Source organism: Kitasatospora sp. NPDC023120, assembly GCF_055560835.1.
On sequence record NZ_JBVHHY010000035.1, the window covers coordinates 1 to 20215 of the forward strand.

Annotated in this window: 20 protein-coding genes; 6 read left to right on the forward strand and 14 right to left on the reverse strand. The window is 72.5% G+C overall.

Going from position 1 to position 20215, the window contains the following annotated elements:
- Positions 1–381, forward strand: a 381-nt coding sequence (locus ACZ3TI_RS35340; RefSeq protein WP_465733665.1) for an amidohydrolase family protein, incomplete at its 5' end; no start/stop codon positions are given.
- A 76-nt stretch (positions 382–457) separates the two neighbouring features.
- On the opposite strand, the gene ACZ3TI_RS35345 is transcribed toward ACZ3TI_RS35340, so the two are convergent.
- Together ACZ3TI_RS35345 and ACZ3TI_RS35350 are read right to left on the reverse strand one after the other, a co-directional pair.
- The gene (locus ACZ3TI_RS35345; RefSeq protein WP_465733667.1) at positions 458–1456 is read right to left on the reverse strand and encodes a carbohydrate-binding protein; all 999 of its coding nucleotides are present in this window, start codon (positions 1454–1456) and stop codon (positions 458–460) included.
- Positions 1457–1644: 188 nt separating this feature from the next.
- A complete protein-coding gene (locus tag ACZ3TI_RS35350; RefSeq protein WP_465733669.1) occupies positions 1645–3435 on the reverse strand; it encodes a GGDEF domain-containing protein in 1791 nt (596 codons plus the stop codon).
- A 394-nt stretch (positions 3436–3829) separates the two neighbouring features.
- On the opposite strand from ACZ3TI_RS35350, the gene ACZ3TI_RS35355 reads away from it, so the two are divergent.
- Positions 3830–4357, forward strand: a complete 528-nt coding sequence (locus ACZ3TI_RS35355) for a flavin reductase family protein (protein ID WP_465733671.1) — start codon at positions 3830–3832, stop codon at positions 4355–4357.
- 9 nt (positions 4358–4366) lie between these two features.
- On the opposite strand, the gene arfB is transcribed toward ACZ3TI_RS35355, so the two are convergent.
- Complete coding sequence (gene arfB / locus ACZ3TI_RS35360) at positions 4367–4801, reverse strand: alternative ribosome rescue aminoacyl-tRNA hydrolase ArfB (protein ID WP_465733673.1); 435 nt, start codon at positions 4799–4801, stop codon at positions 4367–4369.
- 124 nt (positions 4802–4925) lie between these two features.
- On the opposite strand from arfB, the gene ACZ3TI_RS35365 reads away from it, so the two are divergent.
- Positions 4926–5423 (forward strand): hypothetical protein, encoded by a 498-nt coding sequence (locus ACZ3TI_RS35365; RefSeq protein WP_465733675.1) that lies wholly within the window; start codon positions 4926–4928, stop codon positions 5421–5423.
- A gap of 135 nt (positions 5424–5558) precedes the next feature.
- Positions 5559–6134, forward strand: a complete 576-nt coding sequence (locus ACZ3TI_RS35370; protein WP_465733677.1) for a TerD family protein — start codon at positions 5559–5561, stop codon at positions 6132–6134.
- A 73-nt stretch (positions 6135–6207) separates the two neighbouring features.
- On the opposite strand, the gene ACZ3TI_RS35375 is transcribed toward ACZ3TI_RS35370, so the two are convergent.
- The 7 genes from ACZ3TI_RS35375 to ACZ3TI_RS35405 form a co-directional block, all read right to left on the reverse strand.
- The gene (locus tag ACZ3TI_RS35375) at positions 6208–7383 is read right to left on the reverse strand and encodes a hypothetical protein (protein ID WP_465733679.1); all 1176 of its coding nucleotides are present in this window, start codon (positions 7381–7383) and stop codon (positions 6208–6210) included.
- A 122-nt stretch (positions 7384–7505) separates the two neighbouring features.
- Positions 7506–8003 carry a DUF3180 domain-containing protein gene (locus ACZ3TI_RS35380; RefSeq protein ID WP_465733681.1) on the reverse strand — a complete coding sequence of 166 codons (498 nt, stop codon included), beginning with the start codon at positions 8001–8003 and terminating at the stop codon, positions 7506–7508.
- Positions 8004–8246: 243 nt separating this feature from the next.
- Positions 8247–8846, reverse strand: a complete 600-nt coding sequence (gene folK, locus ACZ3TI_RS35385) for a 2-amino-4-hydroxy-6-hydroxymethyldihydropteridine diphosphokinase (protein ID WP_465733683.1) — start codon at positions 8844–8846, stop codon at positions 8247–8249.
- A gap of 41 nt (positions 8847–8887) precedes the next feature.
- Positions 8888–9247, reverse strand: coding sequence for a dihydroneopterin aldolase (folB, locus tag ACZ3TI_RS35390; protein WP_465733775.1), 360 nt, complete (start codon positions 9245–9247; stop codon positions 8888–8890).
- 247 nt (positions 9248–9494) lie between these two features.
- On the reverse strand, positions 9495–9974 hold the full coding sequence (locus ACZ3TI_RS35395) for a nuclear transport factor 2 family protein (protein ID WP_465733685.1): 480 nt from the start codon (positions 9972–9974) through the stop codon (positions 9495–9497).
- 28 nt (positions 9975–10002) lie between these two features.
- The gene (folP, locus tag ACZ3TI_RS35400) at positions 10003–10875 is read right to left on the reverse strand and encodes a dihydropteroate synthase (protein ID WP_465733687.1); all 873 of its coding nucleotides are present in this window, start codon (positions 10873–10875) and stop codon (positions 10003–10005) included.
- A gap of 119 nt (positions 10876–10994) precedes the next feature.
- Complete coding sequence (locus ACZ3TI_RS35405) at positions 10995–12836, reverse strand: phosphatidylglycerol lysyltransferase domain-containing protein (RefSeq protein ID WP_465733689.1); 1842 nt, start codon at positions 12834–12836, stop codon at positions 10995–10997.
- 379 nt (positions 12837–13215) lie between these two features.
- Here ACZ3TI_RS35405 and ACZ3TI_RS35410 point away from each other — a divergent pair, with 379 nt between their 5' ends.
- On the forward strand, positions 13216–14367 hold the full coding sequence (locus tag ACZ3TI_RS35410; protein ID WP_465733691.1) for an alpha/beta hydrolase: 1152 nt from the start codon (positions 13216–13218) through the stop codon (positions 14365–14367).
- Positions 14368–14436: 69 nt separating this feature from the next.
- A complete protein-coding gene (locus tag ACZ3TI_RS35415; protein WP_465733693.1) occupies positions 14437–15225 on the forward strand; it encodes a ferritin-like domain-containing protein in 789 nt (262 codons plus the stop codon).
- Between the two features lie 29 nt (positions 15226–15254).
- On the opposite strand, the gene folE is transcribed toward ACZ3TI_RS35415, so the two are convergent.
- The 4 genes from folE to tilS all read right to left on the reverse strand — a co-directional run bounded on the left by folE (position 15255) and on the right by tilS (position 20002).
- The gene (gene folE / locus ACZ3TI_RS35420; RefSeq protein ID WP_465733695.1) at positions 15255–15860 is read right to left on the reverse strand and encodes a GTP cyclohydrolase I FolE; all 606 of its coding nucleotides are present in this window, start codon (positions 15858–15860) and stop codon (positions 15255–15257) included.
- A gap of 107 nt (positions 15861–15967) precedes the next feature.
- Positions 15968–18022 (reverse strand): ATP-dependent zinc metalloprotease FtsH, encoded by a 2055-nt coding sequence (ftsH, locus tag ACZ3TI_RS35425; protein WP_465733697.1) that lies wholly within the window; start codon positions 18020–18022, stop codon positions 15968–15970.
- 226 nt (positions 18023–18248) lie between these two features.
- The gene (gene hpt / locus ACZ3TI_RS35430; RefSeq protein ID WP_030059589.1) at positions 18249–18803 is read right to left on the reverse strand and encodes a hypoxanthine phosphoribosyltransferase; all 555 of its coding nucleotides are present in this window, start codon (positions 18801–18803) and stop codon (positions 18249–18251) included.
- A gap of 71 nt (positions 18804–18874) precedes the next feature.
- Complete coding sequence (tilS, locus tag ACZ3TI_RS35435; protein WP_465733699.1) at positions 18875–20002, reverse strand: tRNA lysidine(34) synthetase TilS; 1128 nt, start codon at positions 20000–20002, stop codon at positions 18875–18877.
- Positions 20003–20215: the final 213 nt, after the last annotated feature.

A 20215-nucleotide genomic window follows, 5' to 3' on the forward strand; every position in this document is an offset into this window, starting at 1 on the left:
GTCGCCCTGATCACCGACGCCATGGGCGCCGCCGGCATGGGCGACGGCCTCTACCCCCTCGGCCCCCTCCAGGTCCGGGTCGAGAACGGCGTCGCCCGGCTGGTCGAGGGCGGCGCGATCGCCGGCTCCACCCTCACCCTGGACGTGGCGTTCAAGCGCTCGGTGACCGTCAACGGCCTGAGCCTCGGCCAGACCGTCGAGTCGCTGTCCGCGACCCCGGCCCGGCTGCTCGGCCTGAGCGACTCGATCGGCTCACTGGAGACCGGCAAGCTCGCCGACCTCGTCGTGGTCGACTCCGGGACCTTCGACCTGGTCGCCGTGATGCGCCGCGGCCGATGGGCCGTCGGCGGCGATCGCTTCTCCACCGTGAAGCCCGCCTGACCGCGCTCGGCTGCGAACGACGACGGCCGCCCTCCCCCAGCGGGGACGGGCGGCCGCGGTGCGTGCGGTGGGCGGCTCAGCCGCCGTTCGGCTCCAGGGTGATCTGGTCGATCAGGATCGTCGCCCCGGCGGGCCCCGTGAAGGTCACCGAGTTCGGCCCTGCCTGGAGCTGCGGCAGTATGTAGGTCGTGTACCACGCGGACGCCTGGTCCTTGGGAGCCGGCCCGTAGATCTTGTAGGTCAACCCGCTCGGCCAGTCCTTGCCGTTCACCGCGGCCGCGCCCTTGAGGTCGGCGCCCGAGTAGTTGTAGTGCACGGTCAGCTTGTACGTCCCGGCCGTGGCGATCTCGCCGCTCCAGGTCACCGAGCCGCCCGGCTGGAGGGTCAGGTAGCTGCCGTCCGCCGATTTGGCGCCCTTGACGCTGTTGCCGGAGGGCGCGTTCTGCCCCTGCAGCTGGCTCGCGTCCACGGTCGACGGGCCCGTTATCGGGGTGGCGGTCGCCGTGGGGGAACCGGTCCCGGTCGGGGCGGTCGGAGCCGAGGTGTTGGGGCCCGGCGCGGCGGTGGTGGCGGTGCCGCCCTTGGCGTTCTTGTCGCCGTCCTGGCCGCCCGTGGAGAGCGCTATCCCCGCGCCGATCGCTATGGCCGCGACCACGGCGACCGCACCGATCACCGCGCCCTTGCTCCGGCCGCTGCTCGGCCGGTCGTCGCCCGGCTGCGGGCGGGAGTGCTCGGCGTAGCGGGGCTGCTGGGCGGGCGCGGCACCGTACTCGGCCTGCTGCGGCACACCGGGCTGGCCGTACGGGCCCTGCGGCTGGCCGCCCGGGTACCCCTGCGGCGTGCCCGGCTGGCCGTACGGCTGCTGCTGCGCGCGCGGCGGGTAGCCGTAGCCGTACTGGGCGCGCCCGACCTCCATCGGCCGGTTGTACGACGTCCGGGGGACCCCCTGCTGCGGCTCGGCCGGCTGCCCGGTGGAGCCGTCGGCCGGGCGGTAGAGGTAGCCGAACGGGTCGTCGTCCTGCGGGGCACCGCCCCCCTGGCCCTCGGGCATTCCGTTGCTGCCGGCGGTCGTCACGGTGGTCTGCTCCCCCATCCGGTGCGCGCCGCCGGCTGCGGGCGGCGCAGATCATGGACGCTGTCGTACCGCGCACCCTACCTGCCGCACGTGACAGCCGGAAAAGAACCCTTGACAACTCACGGGTAACCTCGCCCGGCCCGTGTCCCCGGAGCCGGTGGCGCCGCGTCCTCCGTCCCCGTACGGGCTCAGCCCGCCCGCCGGTGCGAGCGCTCGCCGCGCGCCCCGCGCACCGCCCCGCCGCGGGCCCGCTTCTCGTCGTACATCCGTTCGTCCGCGGTGTGCAGCACCTCCTCGATGCTCATCCCGCAGCCGGCCCAGCCGATCCCGAGGCTCACGCCGACCCGCATCGCCCGGCCGTCGATCCGCATCGGCGGGATGATCGCGTTGCGCAACCGGTGGGCGAGGTCCTTGGCCTCCTCGCGGCCGATGCCGTCGGCCAGCACCACGAACTCGTCGCCGCCGAGCCGCGCCACGGTGTCGCCGTCCCGGACGGCCTGGCTCAGCCGCCGGGCGACCTCGACCAGCACCGCGTCGCCCGCGTTGTGGCCGAACCGGTCGTTGATCGACTTGAAGCCGTCCAGGTCGCAGAAGATCACCGCGAGCCCCTTGTCCACCACGGCCGCCCCGCCGGAGCGGAACGGCGCGGACCAGGCGTCGCCGCCCGGCCCGTGGTCGGCCGGGACCACCGCGTGCACGTGCTCCCCGTAGCCAGGGCCGAGGCCGGGCGGCGGGCCGCCCTCGGGCAGCCCGTAGCCGTGCACCGCCGCGGCGTACGGGTCCGCGCCCTCCAGCCCGTCGTGGGCCGCGTGCGCGCTGTAGGAGTCGGCCGGGTACCCGTACGGCGGCGGGTAGGCCGCCTCGGCCGGGCCGGGCGCGGCGCCGACCGGCTGCGGCTGGGCGCAGAGCCGGCGGGCCAGCCGGGCCTTGAGCTCGGCGCCGTTGGGCAGGCCGGTGAGCGCGTCGTGGCTGGCCCGGTGGGCGAGCTGGAACTCGTGCCGCTTGCGGTCCTCGATGTCCTCGACGTGGGTGAGCAGGAAGCTGGGCCCCTCGGCCGCGTCCGCCACGATCGAGTTGCGCAGGCAGACCCACTGGTAGCCGCCGTCCCGCCGGGACAGCCGCAGCTCCGCCCGGCCGCTCTCGGCGCTGGTGCGCTCCAGCAGCGCGCGGTCCTCGGGGTGGACGAGGTCGGCGAAGCTCTGCTGGCGCAGCACCGCGCGGGGGCGGCCGAGCAGTCGGCAGAGCGCGTCGTTGACCCTGGTCAGCTGGCCGCGTCCGGCGCCGTGCAGCTCGGTGATGGCCATCCCGCTGGGGGCGTACTCGAAGGCCTGCCGGAAGCTCTCCTCGCTGGCCCGCAGCGCCTGCTGCTCCTTCTCCAGGCGGGCCAGTGCGCGTTGCATCTCGGCCCGCAGCCGGGCGTTGCCGATCGCGATCGAGGCCTGCAGCGAGAACATCTCCAGTGCCTCGCGGGTCCAGGCGCCGGGCCGCTTGCCGCTGCGCGGGCGGTCCACCGAGAGCACCCCGAGCAGGTCGCCGCCGGCGCTGTACATCGGGGCGAGCAGCCCGTCGGCGGGGTGCCAGTCGTTCGCGTACACGGGCTGCGGGCCGTCCCCGATCCAGCGCGGGATGTCGCTGGCGACGGCCCAGCCTCGGTCGTACGGCAGGAAGCGCAGGGTGCCCCAGTGGTCGCTGACGCCGAGCAGCCGGTCCCAGGACTCCCGGGAGCCGACCTGGCCGAGGAGGACGGAGGGGCCGCCCATCGGGCTCTCCTCCAGCTCCCAGACGGCCGCCACCACGAGGTCGCCGTCCGGGCGGACCAGGCTGACCGCGGCGGCGTCGAAGCCGAGCCCGTGCACCGCGCCCTCGACGACGGCCTGCAGGGTCCCCGCCAGGCTGCGGGCAGCGTTGAGGTCCGCCACGACCCGGTGCAAGGTGCGGAGGGTCGCGAGACGGACGTACGGCTCCGACTCGGCTTCCATGCGGGGGCTCCCCGGCTGCTTCGGATAGTTCTTGATTGGTTATCGTCCGATTGCCAGAAGAACTGAATCACAGGGAGCACAGCGTTCGGCACGCTCGGTCAGCAATAGGCCATCACTTGTGACTTAAATCACACGACACTAATGCGCCCTTAATCAGTTCATCCGCCCCAGAGCGGGACATAAAGCGAAATCAGGACTTTCCCCTGGTCGACCTCCTCGGGAGCGAGCTGAAGTCGGCTGCGCCCGCCGGTCCGCCCGGCTTCACTCGTGAGGGTGAGTACGGTCACCGACCCGCAACCCCGCAGCCGCACCGCGGGCGCACGACGGCCGCACCGCCGGTCCTACGACCAAGGCCCGATGCCGTTTCCCGCGGGTGACGACTACCGTGCGGTACGTGTACCCGTCCCCGCAGCCCGAAGCTGCCCCCCACGCCACGCCCGACGAGTTCCGGGCAGCACTCTCCCAGCTCGCCGCCGGCGTGAGCCTGGTGACCGTCCACGACCCGGAGGACGGCGAGGACATCGGCATGACCGCCACGTCCTTCCTCTCGGTGTCGCTGGAGCCCCCGCTGGTGCTGATCTCGGTGCGCGAGGACTCCCGGACGGACGAGGTGCTGTCCCGGGTCGACACCTGGGCGGTCTCGGTGCTGGCCGAGGGGCAGAAGACGATCGGCTCGCGCTTCGCCATGAAGGGCCGGCTCAGCGACCGGCTGCTGTTCGCGGACACCGCGCACCACCGCGGCCCGCGCACCGGCGCCCCGCTGATCGAGGGCGCGCTGGCCACCGTCGAGTGCCGCACCGAGCAGCGGATACCCGCGGGCGACCACACCCTGCTGCTCGGCCGCGTCCTGGAAGCCGCGGTGCCCGATCCGGGCGGCCGTCCGCTGCTGTACTTCCGCGGCGGCTACCGCACCCTGGGCTGAGCGGCTGCGCTACTCGCCGCCCCGCGGCGACCGGCGGCCCTGCTTCACCTCGGAGCGGTGCTTCTTGTTGAACAGCCGCCGCTCGACCATCCCCCGGCTCGGCTTGGTCGCCCGCCGGGACTTCGGCGGCGGGGCGCACCCCTCGGTCAGCAGCGCCGACAGCCGGGCCGCGGCCGCCTCCCGGTTGCGCCACTGCGAGCGGAACTCGGAGGCCTGGACCACCAGCACCCGCCCGTCCACCAGCCGCCCGGCCAGCCGCTCCAGCGCACGCTCGCGCCACACCTCGGGCAGCGCCTTGGTGGAGGCCAGGTCGAAGCGCAGCTCGACCTTGGAGTCGGAGGTGTTGACGTGCTGGCCACCGGGGCCGGAGGAACGCGAGAAGCGCCAGACGAGCTCGGCGTCGGGGACGACCACCGACCCCCGTACGCGGATGGGCTCGGGCATGCGCCCATCATCCCGCGCCCGCCCCGCCCCGGTCACGCGGTTTACTCGCCCGCTCGCCTCCGGGACGAAGGCGGGGGCGCCCCATCCCGCACCCGGTTACCTCCACGTGCCCCCAAGCCCGACAATGGCGTACGTGATCGAGCTCGGCTACTCCCTCTCCAACCGCTTCCCCGACCCCCCGCAGACGGACTACCGCACCGCGTCCGTGCACGCCCTGCGGTACGACCTGTTCTGCGGCGACGTCTACCTGGACGCCGAGGGCGCCGAGCTGTCCACCGCCTGGGGCTGGGTGCCGGTGCTCGACTTCGCCTGGGCGCTGTGCGACATCGCCGAGCACCTCGACCGCGACCCGGACGGCAGCCGGGCCGCCCGGGTGCAGACCGCCGACCTCGACTTCACCCAGAACACCGAGCTGCTGCGCTTCGCCCGCCGCTTCAACTGGGTCGAGATCACCGCGACCTGGCTGCCGGACGAGCCGGCCGCCGTGGTCCGCCACAGCGACCTGCGCCGCGAGGCCCGGGACTTCCTCCAGGACACCCTCGCCGACCTGTTCGACATGCACCCGGACCTGGCCGACAACCCGAACATCTGGTCGCTGCAGGGCCGGTTCCGCCGGGTCTGACCCCCGACTTTGCCGCGGCTTTGCCCGGGCATTCACGCCCACGAAGAATTCACGGCCCCTGCGGAACCAAGCCCCCGGAGTATTGCGTTGTCCCGGGGAAAAGCGCACGAAGCGAACGAAGGGACTGCAATCGCCATGCCAGTGAGCCTCTCCAAGGGTGGCAACGTCTCGCTGACCAAGGAGGCCCCCGGCCTGTCCGCGGTCACCGTCGGCCTGGGCTGGGACGTCCGCACCACGACCGGCGCCGAGTTCGACCTCGACGCCAGCGCGATCGTCCTGAACGCGGACGGCAAGGTGCTGTCCAACGCCCACTTCGTCTTCTTCAACAACACCAGCACGCCGGACAACACCGTCGTGCACACCGGTGACAACCGCACCGGCGAGGGCGCGGGCGACGACGAGGCGATCAACATCAACCTGGCCGGCCTGCCGGCCGAGGCCGTCAAGATCACCTTCCCGGTCACCATCTACGACGGCATCGCCCGCGGCCAGAACTTCGGCCAGGTCCGCAACGCCTACATCCGCGTGGTGAACGCCGCCGGCGGCGCCGAGATCGCCCGCTACGACCTCTCCGAGGACGCCGCCACCGAGACCGCGATGATCTTCGGCGAGCTCTACCGCAACGGCGCCGAGTGGAAGTTCCGCGCCGTCGGCCAGGGCTACGCCTCCGGCCTGGCGGGCATCGCCCAGGACTTCGGCGTCCAGATCTGACGCACCCCCTGACAACGCCGCGGCGCGGGAAGTCGGTCCGTCCGACTTCCCGCGCCGCGTTCGTCCACCCGTCTCAGCGCGAGGCGCGCAGCTCCGGCAGCTGGATCAGCTCGGTCTCGTCCTCCGGCGTCAGGTCCACCACGGTCGGCCCGTCCTGCTGCGCGCCGTCCTGCTGCGACCGCTCGGCCGACTGCGGCTCCCGAGCGTCCTTCCGCACCGCGGTCGGCTCCGCCGCCCGGGCCTCGGCAGCGGCCTTGGCGGCCACCGCCTCGTCGCCCACCACGTCCGCGAGGTCGGTCCGCTCCCCCAGCTCGGCGACGCTGCCCACCGCCGGTGCCGGAGCCGCCGGACGCACCGGCGCGCCCGAGCCGCGGCCGAAGAAGCTGAAGCCCGGCCCACGCACCTGCCCGGACTGCGCCGACCTCGGCCGCTGCCGCTCGGCCGGTACGGGCGCCGCGACCGGAGCGGCCGGCGTCCCGCCGAGCTGACCGACCGTCGCCGTCAGCGCCGGACGCACCGGCGCGGGCGCCACCGGGGGCGTGACCGCCGACGCGGGGGCCGGCGTGGGCACCGCGGGCACCACCGGCGCGGGCACGGCCACCGGCGCGGGCACGGCCACCGGCGCGGGCGCCGGCCCGGACTGGGCGGCCGGGACCGCGGACGCCCGCAGCGCGACCTCCGCACTCGCCGTACGCGCCCGCCGCGCCTCCTGCTCCGCCGCGCGGCGCTCCAGCAGCCGCAGCACGGCCCCCGCCCGCACGAAGGCGGCCGGGCTGGCCGGGTACTTGGGTCGGCTCGCGGCGAGCGCCCGCTGGGCCGCCTCGGCCTCCTTGAGCGCCTGCTCGGCGACCGCCACGGCGCGCTCCCGCAGCAGCCGGGCGATCTCGGTCTCGGCCTTCGCCAGCCGCGACTTCTCCGCGGTCAGCCGCCGGCCGAAGCGGGTGGCCCGCTCCTCGGCGACCTCGGCCGCGTACTCGGCCTCCGCCAGCTGCTCCTCGAACCGCTCCTCGGCCCGCATCCGCTGCGCCGCGGACATCTCGGCGGCCGCCCGGGCCGCCTTGTCCCGCTGACGCAGCAACAGGGCGAAGCCGAGCGTCGCGATCACCGCCGCGATGCCCACCGAGCGGACCAGGATGGTGTCCTGACTGAAAAGCAGAGCGGCCAGAGCGGCGACCAGCAGTACGCCGGCGGCGATGGGGGGAAAGACCCGGCCGAGGACGGAAGAATGACGGTGGCGTCCGCGAGACATGCCAAGAAACTAGCGTGCGAATTGGGGCCCTGTCAGCCCAGGGTCCCCTTCCGCCCTTGACAGGGTGAGGTTTTTACCGCACGTGCCCGGCTTTTCACTCAAGATCACGAAGAAGGCCCTGCTCAGCGGCGGGATGCCGCCGGACCGCTCGGACCGCTCGGACCGTCGTGGTTCTCGGGCAACCTGCAGACGTGCTGGAGCCAGAGCGCCGCGGCGATCACCGCGACCCCCGCCAGCACCGCGAACCCGGCCGTGACGGCCTGGCCCTTGCGGGCCGACACGTCCAGCTCCCCCAGCAGGTAGATCCCCGCGCCCGCGTAGATGCCGGTGACGACGGCCGAGACCAGCGCACTGGCCTGCCCCAGCACCAGCGCCCGCGCCGCGAGCAGCGGGTCGACGCCCTTCGCGCCGGGCTGCCGCTCGCGCACCGCCTTCAGCCGGGACCGCAGCGACAGCGCGGTCGCCAGCAGGATCACCGCCACCGCCGCCAGCACCACCGGCGCCGCGCCCGGCACGGCCGGCAGCGTGTCCAGGGAAGCCCACAGCTTGGAGCCGGCCCAGGACAGCGCCGTCGTGGCGGCGATGATGCCGATCAGCAGGCGGAGGCGAAGCAGCTTCACTCGGAGGAGGTCCTTCCCGGGGTCACCAGAACCGGCCGGCCGCCCGGAGGCCCGACGCGGCGGCGCCAGCCCACCGTACCGGGCCCGGCCGGGCGGACACCCGCGCGAACGGCGGACACCTACTGGTACGGCCGACCCCCCGTCCGAGTTCCCCGGCTGTTACTCGCCCGCTCGCGACACGGCGCCTCGGGGCGGGGACTCGCCCGCTCGCGACACGGCGCCTCGGGGCGGGGACTCGCCCGCCTACTCCGGCAGCGTCAGCCGGATGTCCTCGCGGCGCTTCACGCCCTGCGCGTCCGGGCCGCCGAGCGCCTCCAGCAGCGCGTCGACCCGCCCGTGCCCGGGCACCTCGGCCTCCGGCTGGGCGTCCAGCCAGGGGGCGAGGACGAAGGCCCGCTCGTGCGAGCGCGGGTGCGGCAGCAGCAGCTGCGGGTCGTCGCTGAGCTCGCCCTCGTAGGCCAGGATGTCGACGTCCAGGGTGCGCGGACCCCAGTGGACGGTCCGCACCCGCCCGAAGGCGTCCTCGATCGCGTTGCCGCGCTCCAGCAGGTCCCGCGGGGGCAGCGAGGTGCGCAGCACGACGACCGCGTTGTAGTAGTTGGGCTGCTCGTCGGGGCCGCCGACGGCCTCGGTCTCGTAGACCGCGGAGACGGCCTTGATCTTCAGCCCCGGGGTGTCCGCGAGCGCGTCCACGGCGCCCTGCAGGGTGTCCAGCCGGTTGCCCAGGTTGCTGCCGAGCGCGATCACCGCGCAGCGCTGGCTGTGCAGGGTGGTGTCGGCGGAGTCCACCCGGTTCTCCAGGTCGAACGCGTTCGGCGTGGCGGTCGGGTCGCTCTTACTCATCAAGGTTCCCTCTGCATCGGATACCGGGCGCGCGGTGGGGGTCATGCGCGGCCCCGGTGGATGGTCACGGTCACGTCGTCGAACGGCACGGTGATCGGGGCGTCCGGCTTGTGCACGGTGACCTCGACCTCCTCGACCGCTTCGTGCTTGAGGCACTGGTCGGCGATGCGCTGGGCCAGGGTCTCGATCAGGTCGACCGGCTCCCCGGCGATGATCGCCGTGACCTCCTCGGCCACGATGCCGTAGTGCGCCGTGCGGGTGAGGTCGTCTCCGGACGCGGCGGGGCGGGTGTCCAGGTAGAGCACGAGGTCGACCACGAAGGTCTGGCCCTCGATGCGCTCGCGCTCGAAGACGCCGTGGTGGCCCCGGGCACGCAGCCCCCGCAGGGTGACGCGGTCCAGCAAACGAATCACTGCTCCCAGTCGGACGGGCCCAGCCCGGAGAAACGCTTGGACGGGCAGGGCGAAGGCGGGCAGCACGCCCGCCACTCCGTTTCGAATCTACCCGCGAGCACGGACAACGCCTGACCGTCCTACCCGGCAGGAAACGACGCCACGCGCGCCGGAATGGCGATTGACGTGAACGTTCGGTGACCACTCGGAAATTCCCGGGCGACGTGCCGGCACCGTATTTCGACAACCCCCGGAATCAGCCCTCGTCGTCCTCGTCGCCGCTGGTCAGAACGGGTGAGCCGTGGTGCGACCAGAGCTTCCACCCGGCCGGGGTGCGGCGGAACAGATTCGTCGACACGACCTTTCCGCCGACCAGTGGTCCGAGCTCGCCCTCCTCCTCCGCCTCACCCCCGGAGAGGATGTTCTCGGTGCACGTGACAAGGGCCACATCGCCGTGGACCTCGGCCTCGACATCAGTCAGGAAGAACTGGATGTACTCCGTGTTCATCATGATCAACATGTACGAGCGGGTCACCTGAGCCCGTCCGCGCAGCACCGGCCAGCCGGGGTGCACGCACACCACGCCGCCCTTGTCGTCGGCGTCCGCGGCGCCCAGCCAGGCGTCCTCGACCGCCTCCAGGTCTCCCCGTTCCAGCGCCTCGTAGAGCCCTCGGTTCGCCGCCAGCACGGCCTCCAGGTCCGCCTCGCGGGCCCGCCCGGCCGTTCCGCCGCTCAACCTGCCGTCACCTGTCACAGACCCTCCCTCACCCCAGCCGCGCCGCGCGCTGCCAGGCCGCGACCACCCGGACGGCGTCCGCCGTGCCGGACACGTCGTGCACCCTCACCGCCCAGGCTCCGGCCCGGGCCGACAGCGCCGACACCGCGGCCGTCGCGTCGTCGCGCTCCCGGGCCGGGCGCAGTTCCCCGGTTGCCGGGTCGGCGAGCAGCGTACCCAGGAACCGCTTGCGCGAAGCGGCCACGAGGACGGGACGGCCGAGCCCGATGAGCGCGTCCAGCCGGCCGAGCAGCGCCCAGTTGTGCTCCGAGGTCTTGGCGAAGCCGAGCCCCGGGTCGAGGATCAGCTGGTCCTCCTTGACCCCGGCGGCCAGCAGCGCGTCCACCCGGGCGGTCAGCTCGGCGACGACGTCCCGCACCACGTCGTCGTAGACGGCCAGCTCGTCCATGTCGGCGGACTGCCCGCGCCAGTGCATCACCACGAAGGGCACGCCGGTCTCGGCGACCACCCGGGCCATCGCCGGGTCGGCGAGCCCGCCGGAGACGTCGTTGACGATCGCGGCGCCGGCCTCGACGGCCCGCTCGGCGACCGAGGCACGCATGGTGTCGACGGAGACCATCACCCCGGCGTCGGCGAGCTCGCGCACCACCGGGATCACCCGGCGCAGCTCCTCCTCCTCGGGCACCCGCTGCGAGCCCGGCCGGGTGGACTCGCCGCCGACGTCCACCAGGTCCGCACCGCGGGCGCGCAGGGCGAGCCCGTGCGCGATCGCCTTGGCGGGGTCGTGCCAGAGCCCGCCGTCCGAGAAGGAGTCGGGCGTGACGTTGACCACGCCCATCACGGCGCAGCGCTCGAGCCGCGGCAGACCGGCCGGGAGGGTGAAGGACGGCGTATCGCTCATGCGCCCATTATCGAACGGGGCCCCCGCCGGGGATTCCCGGCGGGGGCCCTGTCGGAGCCTCCGGCGCCTCGAGCAGCTCGGCGCCCCGAGCGGCGCGGTGCCCCGAGCGGCGCGGTGCCTCAGGCCGCCTCGGTGACCTCGCGGGTCGACGGGACCGGCATCAGGCCCTCGCGCTGGCGCTTGCGCCCGAAGCGCGGCATGCCGAGGGTGATGAAGGCCTCCGCCTGCATCGCGGCGAAGCCGATCCGCGGCAGGTCCCGGGTGTTCGGGAAGACCAGGAAGCGCGGCTCCCACTCGGGCTGGAACTTGGCGTTGAACTTGTACAGCGACTCGATCTGGAACCAGCGCGACAGGAACACCAGCAGCCCGCGCCAGGCGCGCAGCACCGGACCGGCGCCGATCCGCTCGCCGCGGGCCAGCGCCGAGCGGAACATCGCAAAGTTGAGCGACACCCGGCGGATGCCCATGGCGCCCACCGCCTGCAGGGCGGCGACGATCAGCAGCTCGTTCAGGCCCGGGTCGGCGGCGCGGTCGCGGCGCATCAGCTCCAGCGAGATGCCGTCCGGCCCCCAGGGCACGAAGTGCAGCACGGCCTTCAGGTCGTCGCCGCTCTCGCCCTCCTCGGGCTCCTTGTGGGCGGTGACCACCACGCACTCGTCGTCCAGCGGGTCGCCGAAGCGGCCCAGCGCCATCGAGAAGCCGCGCTCGGTGTCCGTGCCGCGCCAGCGGGCGGCGGCGTCGGCGATCCGGTACTTCTCGTCCACGGTGAGCTCGGAGACCCGGCGCACCTTGCAGGAGTAGCCGTTGCGCTCGATGCGCTTGACCATCTGGCGGACGTTGCGCATGGCCCGGCCGGAGAGCGAGAAGGTGGAGGTGTCGACGATCGCCTCGTCGCCCAGCTCCAGCGCGTCCAGGCCCGCCTCGCGGGTCCAGACCTCGCCGCCGACCTCGCTGCAGCCCATCACGGCCGGCACCCAGGCGTGCTCGCGGGCCTCGGCCATGAACACCTTGATCGCGCCCGGCCAGGCCTCGACGTCGCCGACCGGGTCGCCGGAGGCGAGCATCACGCCGGAGACCACCCGGTAGGAGATCGCGGCCTTGCCGGTGGGCGAGAACAGCACGCTCTTGTCGCGGCGCAGCGCGAAGTAGCCGAGCGAGTCGCGCTCGCCGTGCCGCGCCAGCAGCTCGCGGACCTTCTCCTCGTCCTCCTCGGTGAGCTCGGGCTTCGGCTTGCCCGGGCGCAGCGCCAGGTAGGCGGTGGTGAAGGCGGTCAGCAGGCCGAGCCCGCCGAGCAGGTAGGCGACCAGGTCGGACATCCGCATGTTGGTGTAGCGGATCGGGCCCTCGAAGCCGAAGAGTCCGTACCCGACGTGCTGGATCCGCTCGCCCAGGCCCGGGTGGCCGATCTCGTACTTGGTGCGGGTGCTCACGATCAGCAGGCCGAGCAGCACGCTGAGGGTGCCCATGACGACCAGGTTGACCGCCGCCCGCCAGCGGGTGCGCGGGTCGGCCTTGGCGTAGAACTCGCGCTGGTGGAGCAGCATCACGGCGAGGACGACCAGCGAGACGACCGCCGGGCCGATCTGGTGCCAGCGCACGATGTGCAGCGCCGCGCCGACCGGCAGCAGCACGCACACCGCCCGCCAGGCCCGCCGCTTGCGCCGGCGCAGCGCGTGGGCGAGCGGCACCAGCAGGATGCCGACCATCAGCGTGCCGACCGCGGCCAGGCTGGTGGTGCCGCCCGGCAGCTGCCCGGCGAAGGTGTGCATCTTGGTGTGCCGGAGCTTGGGGAACACCGCGCTGGCGATGTCGACCAGTCCGATCAGCAGACAGGCGTAGCCGACCGCGCTCGGGAGCCAGGCCCTCGGAACGGCGGCTGCCTGGGTGCGCAGCGTCTGCAGGCCGCGGCGACGGCGCGGCGGCTGCTCGGGGCTCGGCTCAACGGACACGGGAACGCTCATGGAAGCTCAGCGTAGAGGCTGCGGGGCGGTGTCCGGTCACTCCGGGGGAGGACGCGTGATGGACCTTCATGCCTATTCCTTCATCAGGCAATGCGCATACCAAGGACCCGGAAACGGTCGGTAAACCGGGTCCGTGGACGCGCTGCGGGTTGAGCCGGCGGTAGGAGCCGGGGGGCCTCCGCAGCGTGGCGCGGCAGGACCCTCCGGGACGCTTTACGTACGGTGGACGCCGCATTCTAGGGTGCCGGTTGCCTGCGACGTCCCCCGCCCTTCCGGCCCCCGTCGGGGCGCCCGGACAGCCTAGCTGCGGTGGCCCGGCCTGACGGGCCACCAGACGATGAAGCCTGCCCCGACAGCGTCCCAGCGGAAGGCCGACGGCATGGAACTGACCAGCGACGCGCTGATGAACTCGCTGCTCGCACTCGGCGCTGCCGCCCTGGTCACCACGCTGTGGATCTGGCCCCGGCTGGCGCGCCAGCGCCCCCTGCCGATGCTCGGCCGGATCGGACTGATGACGGTCGTTCAAGCCTCGATCGTGGCAGTGCTCGCGCTGGCGGTGAACAACTCGTTCGGGTTCTACACGTCCTGGGACGACCTGCTCGGATCCAGCGACGCCAAGCTCGCGCTGACCAGCAACGAGAACCACAAGGGCACCCCGGTCGCCGACGCGCGGATCCAGCCCACCGAGGAGGGCGGCCTGGAGACCGTCCCCAACCTGCCGAAGGGCCCGCCCGAGGAGGTCGGCAAGGTCGAGTCGGTCCGGGTCAACGGCAAGGAGACGGGCTTCTCCGACCAGATGTTCGTCTACCTGCCGCCCGAGTACTTCGACCCGAAGTTCGCCCTCGTCCGGTTCCCCGTCCTGCTCGCCATCGCCGGCTACCCGGGCACGGCGCTGAACCTGGTCAAGGACCTGTCCCTCCCGCAGACCGCGATCGAGCTGCAGCGCTCCGGCAAGATGCCGCCGACCGTCCTGGTGATGGTCCGCCCCGGGGTGGTCCCGTCCCGGGACACCGAGTGCGTGGACGTCCCCGGCGGGCCGCGCACCGAGGCCTGGTTCGCCCAGGACGTGCCCGAGGCCGTCCGCAGCACCTACCGGGTCGGCCGCACGGCCGGCTCCTGGGCCACCTTCGGCTACTCCACCGGGGGCAGCTGCGCGCTGCGCCTGGCGATGCGCTTCCCGAACGTCTTCGGCAGCGCGGCGAGCCTGCACGGCGACTTCACCGTGCGCCAGGACGGCTACACCGGCGGCGACCTCTTCAACGGCGACAAGGCGCTGGCCCAGCAGCACGACCTCGGCTGGCGGCTGAAGAACCTGCCGGTCCCGGCGCTCAACCTGCTGGTGGTCTCCACCCGCAAGGAGTCGGACTACCCGCAGACCGTCCAGTTCGTCGACCAGGCCACCCAGGTCGCGGCGGCCAACCCGCAGTTCAAGGCCGACTCGCTCTACCTGGACGACGGCGGGCACAACGTCGACAGCTGGACCAAGGAGCTGCCGGCCTCACTCGAATGGCTGGGCACCCACCTCGGCTAGGGCCCGTCTTCAAACCCCCGTCGTCCGCCCGGAGGGCGGGCGCCGCCCCGGACCCGCGCAGGAGGCGCCGTGCTGAGCACCCGATCGCTCTTCAACGAGATCTACCGGAACGACCAGGCGTACCAGCTGTTCTGCAGCATCGCGGCCGGCGGCGAGGACCAGGGCGGCTGGGAGAACGAGCGGATCACCGCGCTCACCACGGACCCGGTCCTCGCCCCGAAGGTCGCCCGGCACGGCGCCGACGAGCGCAAGCACGGCCGGATCTTCACCCAGCTGCTGAACAAGCGCGGCCTGCCCAAGGTGCCCGTCCCGGACGAGGCCGACTACTGCATGCTGCTGGAGCGTCAGGGCGTCGGCCTCTCCCACGAGCGGCTGAACAGCGACGTCCCGCTGACCGACCGCGAGATCATCACCTACCTCGCGCACAGCCGGGTCACCGAGCAGCGCGCCGCCGAGCAGATGCGCCAGCTGGTCAAGGTGTACGGGGACAACCCCGACCTCGGCCGGGCGATGCGGATGATCTCCGCCGACGAGGACAACCACCTCGCGTACTGCCACGAGGAGCTGCTGCGGCTGCGTGCCGAGGGCCACGGCCCGTACATCCGGCACACCCTGGAGGCCAGCGCCCGCGGCGAGATCCGCACCCACCGGGACGTCGGCCTGGCGGTCACCGCCCGGATGGCCCGGATCCTGCGCTGGCCGCGTTGGCAGCTCGCCGTGGTCACCCTCGGGGTGCACGCGCTCTACCTGTACGACCGCGCGTACGGCTGGCGCCGGATGGTCACGCTGCGGATGCCCGAGCGCCGCAACGCACTGGGCACCCCGGCTCCGCCGCACGCGGAGCACGAGGTGCCCTGAGTCCTGGCCCCGGCAGACCCTGCGGCCGCTCAGCGGCCGATGATGAGGCTCATCGCCTCGGCCCGGGTGGCCGGGTCGCGCAGCTGGCCGCGCACGCACGAGGTGATGGTCTTGGCGCCGGGCTTGCGGATGCCGCGCATCGACATGCACATGTGCTCGCACTCGACCACGACGATCGCCCCGCGCGGCTCCAGGATCCGCATCAGCGCGTCGGCGACCTGGCTGGTCAACCGTTCCTGCACCTGCGGGCGGCGGGCGTAGACGTCGACCAGCCGGGCGAGCTTGGACAGCCCGGTGATCTTGCCGTCGATGGACGGGATGTACCCGACGTGCGCCACCCCGCGGAACGGCACCAGGTGGTGCTCGCAGACCGAGGTCAGCTCGATGTCCTTGACCAGCACCATCTCGTCGTGGCCGAGGTCGAAGGTGGTGGTGAGGACCTCCTCGGGCTCCTGCCAGAGGCCCGCGAATATCTCCTTGTAGGCGCGCGCGACCCGGGCCGGGGTCTCCAGCAGGCCCTCGCGGTCCGGGTCCTCCCCCACGGCGAGCAGCAGCTCGCGGATGGCGTTCTCGGCCCGCTTCTGGTCGAAGGTCCCGACGGCGGGCGGACCGTCGAGCGTCACCGGGTCGATCATGCGGGCCTCGCTTAGGTGTGGGAAATCTCTGGCTGAACAGCACGGATGCCGCGCCTCCAGGGTACAAACCCTGGTGACGCGGCATCCATTCCCTACGGGACCGGAGGTCAGCCCTCGACCGGCGGCTCGGCGGCCGGCAGCGGCGGGAGCTTCACGACGTCCACCGGAGCGGTGTCCCCGGCGGCGGCGCCGTTGGTGAGCGCCAGCTCCTTCGGCGACTGCACCGGCGGCCGGGTGGACGGCGTACGACGGGTGGAACCCGTCCAGGCCGGCCGGGCCGGGCGCTTGACCACCGGGGCGAAGATCTCGGCGATCTGCTCCTTGTTCAGGGTCTCCTTCTCGAGGAGCTCCAGCACCAGATTGTCGAGCACGTCGCGGTTCTCGACCAGGATCTCCCAGGCCTCGTTGTGCGCGCTCTCGATGAGCTTCTTGACCTCTTCGTCGACCAGCGCGGCGACCTCTTCCGAGTAGTCGCGCTGGTGGCCCATCTCGCGGCCCAGGAACGGCTCCGAGTTGTCGGTGCCGAACTTGATCGCGCCCAGGCGCTCGGTCATGCCGTACTGGGTGACCATGGCCCGCGCCGTGGCGGTGGCCTTCTCGATGTCGTTCGAGGCGCCGGTGGTCGGGTCGTGGAAGACCAGCTCCTCCGCCGCGCGCCCGCCCAGCATGTAGGCCAGCTGGTCGAGCATCTCGTTGCGGGTGGTGGAGTACTTGTCCTCGTCCGGCAGCACCATGGTGTAGCCGAGGGCCCGACCGCGGGACAGGATGGTGATCTTGTGCACCGGGTCGCTGTACTGGCAGGCCGCCGCGACCAGGGCGTGACCGCCCTCGTGGTACGCGGTGATCTTCTTCTCCTTGTCGGACATGATCCGCGTGCGCTTCTGCGGACCGGCCACGACGCGGTCGATCGCCTCGTCCAGGATGCCGTTGTCGATCAGCTTCTTGTCCGAGCGGGCGGTCAGCAGCGCCGCCTCGTTGAGGACGTTCGACAGGTCGGCACCGGTGAAGCCGGGGGTGCGCTTGGCGACGGCCGAGAGGTCGACGTCGGGCGCGATCGGCTTGCCCTTCTGGTGCACCTTGAGGATGTCCAGCCGGCCCTGGAGGTCGGGGCGCTCCACCGCGATCTGGCGGTCGAAGCGGCCCGGGCGCAGCAGCGCCGGGTCCAGGATGTCGGGGCGGTTGGTCGCGGCGATCAGGATCACGCCGCCCTTGACGTCGAAGCCGTCCATCTCGACCAGCAGCTGGTTGAGGGTCTGCTCGCGCTCGTCGTGCCCGCCGCCGAGGCCCGCGCCGCGGTGCCGGCCGACGGCGTCGATCTCGTCGACGAAGACGATCGCCGGGGCGTTCGCCTTGGCCTGCTCGAAGAGGTCGCGGACGCGGCTGGCACCGACACCGACGAACATCTCGACGAAGTCCGAGCCGGAGATGGAGTAGAACGGCACCCCGGCCTCGCCCGCGACGGCGCGCGCCAGCAGGGTCTTGCCGGTACCGGGCGGGCCGTAGAGCAGCACGCCCTTGGGGATCTTGGCGCCGACGGCCTGGAACTTGGCCGGCTCCTGCAGGAACTCCTTGATCTCGTGGAGCTCCTCGACCGCCTCGTCGGCACCGGCGACGTCGGCGAAGGTGGTCTTCGGGGTGTCCTTGGTGAGCAGCTTGGCCTTCGACTTGCCGAACTGCATGACGCGGGAGCCGCCGCCCTGCATCTGGTTCATCAGGAACAGGAAGACCAGGACGATGATCACGATCGGCAGCATCGACAGCAGCAGGCTGACGAAGGTGCTCTGCTTCTCCGGGCTCACCGTGTAGCCCTCGGCGAGCGTGCTCGAGTCCTTGTCGTTGATCTGGGCCTGCAGCTTGTCGGCGATCGCGACACCCTGGTCGCCGATGTACGAGGCCTGGAACTTGTTGCCGGACGGGGCCTTGCCCGTACCGGCGCTGGGCAGTGTTGCGCCGTCCTTCAGCTGGATCTTGATCGTGTTCGAGTCACCGGTGGTGATCTGCGCCGACTTGACGTTGTGCGCGTCGATCGCCGCGACGACCTGACCGGTGTCCACCGTCTTGTAGCCGTTCGAGTCCGAAACGACCTGCATCAGTACGATGACGGCGAGGACGGCCAGCACGATCCACATGATCGGCGCACGGAAGTATCGCTTGACGTCCATCCATGCGGGGCGTTGCCGCCCCGTCCCTCCTGCCACTCAACGGCGCCGGGAGGCTGTGGGCCGCGGCGCATCCGATTGGTGCTCATGTGAAGAGCGGTTTATTGGACCGTACCGCAGTCGGACCCGCCCATGGCGGGAGCACGGCGACACGGCTTTGGTTCTTTGTCCCCCCGGTCCAACGGGCGGGAACGACCTACTGTTCCCGCCCATAGCCCGAACGGGGCGCTCAGCCGCCGTAGACGTGCGGGGCGAGAGTGCCGATGAAGGGGAGGTTACGCAGCTTCTCCGCGTAGTCCAGGCCATAGCCGACCACGAATTCGTTCGGGATGTCGAAACCGACGTACTTCACGTCGATCTCGACCTTGGCCGCGTCCGGCTTGCGCAGCAGGGTGCAGACCTCGAGCGAGGCTGGGCCGCGCGAGCCCAGGTTGCCCAGCAGCCAGGACAGCGTCAGCCCGGAGTCGATGATGTCCTCGACGATCAGGACGTCGCGGCCGGCGATGTCGGTGTCCAGGTCCTTCAGGATCCGCACCACGCCGGAGGACTTGGTCCCCATCCCGTACGAGGAGACGGCCATCCAGTCCATGGTCACCTGCGAGTGCAGGGCCCGGGCGAGGTCGGCCATGACCATCACGGCACCCTTGAGGACGCCGACGATCAGCAGGTCCTTGCCTGCGTAGTCCCGGTCGATGCGCTCTGCCAGCTCGAGGAGCTTGGCATCGATCTCGTCCTTGCTGATGAGCACCTTCGCGAGGTCAGCGCCCATGTCGTTCTGGTCCACCGGGGATACGTCCTCAAACGTTCGGGGTCTGTGTGGCCGGCGGCCGGCTCCCCCGGGGCATGCCTCCCCCGTCAGTCGCCCTGCCGCCGAAAGACCAGCGTGCCACACCTGCGAGTGGCCTCGACGCCCCCGGGTAGGTGCAGCGGCCCCTGGCCGCGCCATCCGGTGACCAGCAGGTCGATCGTCTCCAGGTGCCGGGCGAAGAGGTCCCCCGCCGGGCAGCCCGCGCGGAGCGCGGCCCGGCGCAGCACCCGGCGGCGCACGGCGGGCGGCAGTTCGGCCAGTTTCACGGCGTCCAGGGTGCCCTCGCCCGTACGGAGGTCGCGCTCGGCCAGGGAGGCCCACTGGTCCAGGGCGTCCGCGTCGTCGCGGAACAGCCGGGCGGTACGGGCCAGCGCCTCGACCACTCCGCCGCCCAGGTGCTTCTCCAGCACCGGCAGCACCTCGTGGCGGACCCGGGAGCGGGTGTAGGCGGGATCACAGTTGTGCGGGTCGTCCCAGACCGGGATCGACTGGGCGGAGCAGGCCTGCCGGGTGGCGGCGCGGTCCAGCTCCAGCAGCGGACGGCGGTAGCGGCCCTTCTGGGCCGGCATCCCGGCCAGCGAGCGGGCACCCGAGCCGCGGGCCAAGCCCAGCAGCACGGTCTCGGCCTGGTCGTCCCGGGTGTGGCCGAGCAGGACCGCGATCGCGCCGTGGCGGTCGGCGGCCTCGTCCAGGGCGGCGTAGCGGGCGTCCCGGGCGGCCGCCTCCGGGCCGCCGGCGCGTCCGACGTGCACCGGGACCGCCTCGACCGGGTCGAGGCCGAGCGAGCGCAGCCGTTCGGCCACCTGTTCGGCGCGCTCGGCGGAGCCGGGCTGCAGGCCGTGGTCGACGGTGACCGCGCCGACCCGCAGGCCGATCTTGGGGGCCTCGAAGGCGGCGGCGATGGCCAGCGCCATCGAGTCCGCGCCGCCGCTGACGGCGACCAGCACCAGCGGCGAGCCGGGCGCTGCCGGGGTACGGGGCAGCCCGGACGGGTGGCGCGCGGCGTTGCCGATCAGGGTGGTGCCGACGGCGGCACCCACCAGCGGCGCCCCGGCCGGGCGCTGCCGGGACTCGCGCACGGGCGCGGTGAAGGTGGAACCGGCCTCGGCGGCGAGGTCGGTGAGCGTGCGGCGGACGGCCAGGCGTATCGCGGCGACGGCGGGGTGAGGGCCCACGGCGGACGACTCCTCGAGGGAGGGGGGACAGGACTGCGGCGGGCGGCGGGGACCGCGCACCTGCATGCACCCAGTTACCGGGCGCTCACAGATGGTGGCAGAAAGGAGCGACCCGCTACGCCACCCGCGCCACCGGTACGACCACCGTCCCACGTTCGGGTGAATGAAGAAACGCTTCTTCACTCGTCATCTGCCCGATTGGACCACTCGTAC

What these genes read in the sequence shown, in the direction of transcription:
- ACZ3TI_RS35350 (WP_465733669.1), bottom strand. Translation starts at nt 3,435, where the DNA reads ATGGAAGCCGAGTCGGAGCCGTACGTCCGTCTCGCGACCCTCCGCACC.
- folK (WP_465733683.1), bottom strand. Translation starts at nt 8,846, where the DNA reads ATGAGTAAGAGCGACCCGACCGCCACGCCGAACGCGTTCGACCTGGAG.
- ACZ3TI_RS35370 (WP_465733677.1), top strand. Translation starts at nt 5,559, where the DNA reads ATGCCAGTGAGCCTCTCCAAGGGTGGCAACGTCTCGCTGACCAAGGAG.
- folP (WP_465733687.1), bottom strand. Translation starts at nt 10,875, where the DNA reads ATGAGCGATACGCCGTCCTTCACCCTCCCGGCCGGTCTGCCGCGGCTC.
- ACZ3TI_RS35410 (WP_465733691.1), top strand. Translation starts at nt 13,216, where the DNA reads ATGGAACTGACCAGCGACGCGCTGATGAACTCGCTGCTCGCACTCGGC.
- folE (WP_465733695.1), bottom strand. Translation starts at nt 15,860, where the DNA reads ATGATCGACCCGGTGACGCTCGACGGTCCGCCCGCCGTCGGGACCTTC.
- ftsH (WP_465733697.1), bottom strand. Translation starts at nt 18,022, where the DNA reads ATGGACGTCAAGCGATACTTCCGTGCGCCGATCATGTGGATCGTGCTG.
- ACZ3TI_RS35405 (WP_465733689.1), bottom strand. Translation starts at nt 12,836, where the DNA reads ATGAGCGTTCCCGTGTCCGTTGAGCCGAGCCCCGAGCAGCCGCCGCGC.
- ACZ3TI_RS35365 (WP_465733675.1), top strand. Translation starts at nt 4,926, where the DNA reads ATGGCGTACGTGATCGAGCTCGGCTACTCCCTCTCCAACCGCTTCCCC.
- arfB (WP_465733673.1), bottom strand. Translation starts at nt 4,801, where the DNA reads ATGCCCGAGCCCATCCGCGTACGGGGGTCGGTGGTCGTCCCCGACGCC.
- ACZ3TI_RS35375 (WP_465733679.1), bottom strand. Translation starts at nt 7,383, where the DNA reads ATGTCTCGCGGACGCCACCGTCATTCTTCCGTCCTCGGCCGGGTCTTT.